This window comes from Amycolatopsis vastitatis (assembly GCF_002234595.1).
GTDB lineage: Bacteria > Actinomycetota > Actinomycetes > Mycobacteriales > Pseudonocardiaceae > Amycolatopsis > Amycolatopsis vastitatis.
In genome coordinates, this window is sequence record NZ_NMUL01000112.1 from 1 (window position 1) to 3,676 (window position 3,676).

A 3,676-nucleotide genomic window follows, 5' to 3' on the forward strand; every position below is an offset into this window, starting at 1 on the left:
CGCAACGACTTGCCGCGCGACATCAGCTACTTCACCGGACGACGGCTCGCGCTCGAACGAATCCTGTCGGCTTCGGCCAGAACCGCGGGCGGTACCATGGTGATCTCCGCGATCGACGGGATGGCCGGTGTCGGCAAGACAACGCTCGCCGTGCACGTGGCACACCGGCTCGCCGGCAGGTTTCCCGACGCTCAGCTGTTCGTGGACCTGAATGCGCACTCCCCTGGCCGGACTCCCATGTCGCCGTCCGCGGCACTGGAGAAGTTGTTGCGGGCGCTCGGGCTGGGTACCGAGGTCATCCCGCCGGATGTCGAAGACCGGTCAGCGCTTTGGCGGGCCCAGCTGGCCCGCCGACGCGTCCTGGTCGTGCTGGACAACGCGTCCGACACCACCCAGATCAAGCCCCTGCTGCCGGGGTCGCCGCAGAGCTTGGCCCTGGTGACCAGCAGGCAGCGGCTCACCAACCTCGACGCCAATCTCATCTCGCTCGACGTTATGCCGCTCGCCGATGCGCGGGATCTGTTCGTGAAGGTCGTCGGCGACGACCGGCCGCTCGCCGATCCCAGCGCCACCGAGGAGGTGCTGAGACTGTGCGGCTGCCTTCCGCTGGCGATCCAGATCGCCGGAGCGCGGCTACGTCATCGGACAGCGTGGACCACTTCCTACTTGGCTGCGCGGCTGCGCGACGACCACCGGCGGCTCGAGGAACTCGAAACCGACGACCTCAGTGTCGCGACCGCCTTCTCCCTGTCCTATGAGCAGCTTTCCGACGACGAGAAGCTGGTCTTCCGCATGGCCGGGCTGGCGCCCGGTGCCGACATCGAGCCGCACGCGGTGGCCGCGCTGATCGGTTGCGCCCCGGAGGAGGCGGAGACGAAGCTGGAGAACCTGGTCGACGCGCACCTCCTTCAACAGCTGGTACCCAGCCGATACCGCTTCCACGACTTGATCCGGGCGCACGCGGCCAAGCTGTCGTCCACTATAGACAGTGAAGCAGACCGCAGCGCGGCCCTCACTCGGTTGTTCGACTACTACCTTTCCACGGCGTCGAAGGCGATGGACTCGGTGGCGCCGACCGACTGGGCACACCGTCCGAAGCTCTCCGATCGCACCGCCGCGACTGTGGACGTGTCGAACTACGACCGGGCCCTCGGCTGGCTCAACGCCGAACGTTCGAACCTGGTCTCGATGTCGGAATTCACCGTGTTGCACGGCTGGCCAACTTACGCATGCCTGCTTTCGTCCACCGTGTGGCGGTACTTTCATATTTGCGGAAACCACGACGAGGCTTTGGCCGTGCACACGAACGCGATTACCGCGGCATCGGCCCTCGGCAACGTCCTCTTCGAGGCAGACGCACTGGCCAGCCGCGGATACATCAACTGGTTCCTCGGACACTACCAGCGAGCACTCGTCGACTGTCAAGCCGCTGTTCGCATCGCGGCCGACAAGGGCGACCGCAGTCTCGAGGGTCGCGCGCTGCACGCACTGGGTCTGGTTCACACGAGATTGGGGTCAAACGAGCAAGCCGGAGAAGTCCTGCAGCGCACCCTCGCCGCCGGCCGGGAAACCGGCGATCAGGACCTCGAGGGATATGCATTGCGCGGCCTCGGCGAGATCTACTTCAATCTAGGCAGACACGGGGAAGCCATCGCCAGCTACGAGGAAGCCGTGTCGGTTGCCCGTAAAGCGGGAAACCACACGATCGAGGGCTATGCACTCCGCGCTCTGGGTGAAATATGTTCCACTATGGACCAGCACCGCAAGGCTCTCGACCATTGCATGCGAGCCCTGGAGCTGGCCCGACGGACCAGGAACCGAAACATCGAAAACCGAGCACTTCGAACGCTCGGCGAGATCCACTGTCGCCTCAGCGAACCCGAAGAGTCCGGCCGAAGGTACGAGGAAGCACTTAACCTCGCGAAAGAGACTGGAAACCGCTACGAAGAAGCACGCGCGCACGAAGGGGTCGGCGATGCCCGCATCGAGTGCGGTGATGCGCGCGCGGCCACGGTTCACTGGCAGCAGGCGTTGGAACTCTACGATCAGCTGGGCGTCCCGGACAGTGATCGAGTACGAGACCGCCTCGATGCCCTGCAACAGCAACATGAGGTGAGCTGAGATGCCCACAGTGTCGACCGCGGAGTCTGTCACGCTGCTTCGGGCGGCAGGGGCCCTTCAACCTGAGCAGGAGCTGCGCAATCCTGACCTGCTGGCATCCCGGATCCTGCCGTGGTGGCCACCTCTGCCTGCCATGGTCAAGGTTCCCGGGCTGCGGTTGCTTGTCAGCCGGGCAATCCGGAAGAGGGCGGCCGCCGGGATGTGGTACGAAGTGATCCGGACGAAATACATGGATGACGTGTTGTCCGCCTCGACAGCGGCCGGCGCGGCTCAGGTCGTCCTCCTCGGGGCCGGCTTCGACAGCCGTGCCCATCGCATGCGGGAGGAGATCGGGACCGCGTCGATCTTCGAAGTGGATCAGCCGCACATGTCCGTGCGTAAACAGGAGCGCGTCCACGCCCTGCCCCAGTGCGATGTCCGGTACCTGACTGCAAATCTCGAGGAAGACGATCTGGCCGAAGTTCTGCAGAAGGGCGGCTTCGACCCGACAGTCAGGACCGTGGTGCTGTGGTCGGGCGTGACGCCGTACTTGCGGGCGGAGGGCGTCGAAACAACGTTGCGCTGGTTCGCACGACTGGCACCCGGCAGTTCTCTGGTCTTCGACTACTGCTGGCAGGAAATCCTGGACGGCACAGCCGTCATCCCCGAGGCTGAGGCCGTCCTCCGGCAGGTGGCCGCGCGCGGCGAACCATGGCGGTGGGGCATCCGGCGAGGCCGCGTCGAAGAGCTGCTCGCCGCACACCGGCTGCAGCTGGTCGAAGACCTGGAGAGCGCCGCGGCACAACGTCGATACCTGACACGTTCCGACGGGTCGGTGCAAGGACCGATCTGGCTCTTCGGCGGCTTCGTCCATGCCCGGGTGCCCGGGCAGTAGTCGTCACGGCCTGGTTACCCCGGCTGGATCTTCTCAAAGCAGGTGGGATCGTCGCCAGATGGCCGAGGTGAGCCAACCCTCGATGAAACCGGCGTCCGCGCAGAAGGCCACCAGCCGTTCGGACACCCAGCGCAAGGACTCGTGGTAGTGCGGATTGGCGAGCGCGACACGATAAGCCGCCCGCGAATCCAGCCCGGCTCGCCGATAGGTCGCCGGCCGGAGCAGCGTGCGCCCCAGCGACCACGCCAGCATCGCCACCCCGATTCGGTTCAACCGCCGCGAGAGCGGCCCGGCTTCCGCCATCGTGCGCAGCGCGGCCTCGCGAGCGTACGTCACGTGCCGGCTCTCCTCCAGGACGTGGATCCGATAGACCATCCGAAGCAATGGCTGGATGGTCTCGTCGTTCATCGCCTCGCGCTGCAGGCGATCCACCGGTTCCTCGAAGAACAACGCACTGGCCCAGAAGAACGGACCTTGCGGGATGACCGCCGAAACGACGTTCACCAGCTTGGTGACGAGCCTCGACTGCGGCACGACCGAACCGCCGAGCCACGTTATCGCCTTGGCGAACATGGTCGAATGCCGACACTCGTCAGCGACTTCCGTCAGGGCGTACAACGCCGGATCCGACGCCGGAGCGCCCTCCTGCACTGCGCGGAGCAATGACCGCATGAGACTGAG

Annotated in this window: 3 protein-coding genes; 2 read left to right on the top strand and 1 reads right to left on the bottom strand. The window is 65.5% G+C overall.

The annotated features are described in order from the left end of the window. The coding region (locus tag CF165_RS49620; RefSeq protein WP_093954550.1) for an ATP-binding protein at positions 1–2,121 on the top strand (2,121 nt) is incomplete at its 5' end. Position 2,122: 1 nt separating this feature from the next. Next, positions 2,123–2,995, top strand: coding sequence for a class I SAM-dependent methyltransferase (locus CF165_RS49625; RefSeq protein ID WP_093954551.1), 873 nt, complete (start codon positions 2,123–2,125; stop codon positions 2,993–2,995). Positions 2,996–3,028: 33 nt separating this feature from the next. Here CF165_RS49625 and CF165_RS49630 read toward each other — a convergent pair. Next, positions 3,029–3,676, bottom strand: a 648-nt coding sequence (locus CF165_RS49630) for an AurF N-oxygenase family protein (RefSeq protein WP_143268974.1), incomplete at its 5' end; no start/stop codon positions are given.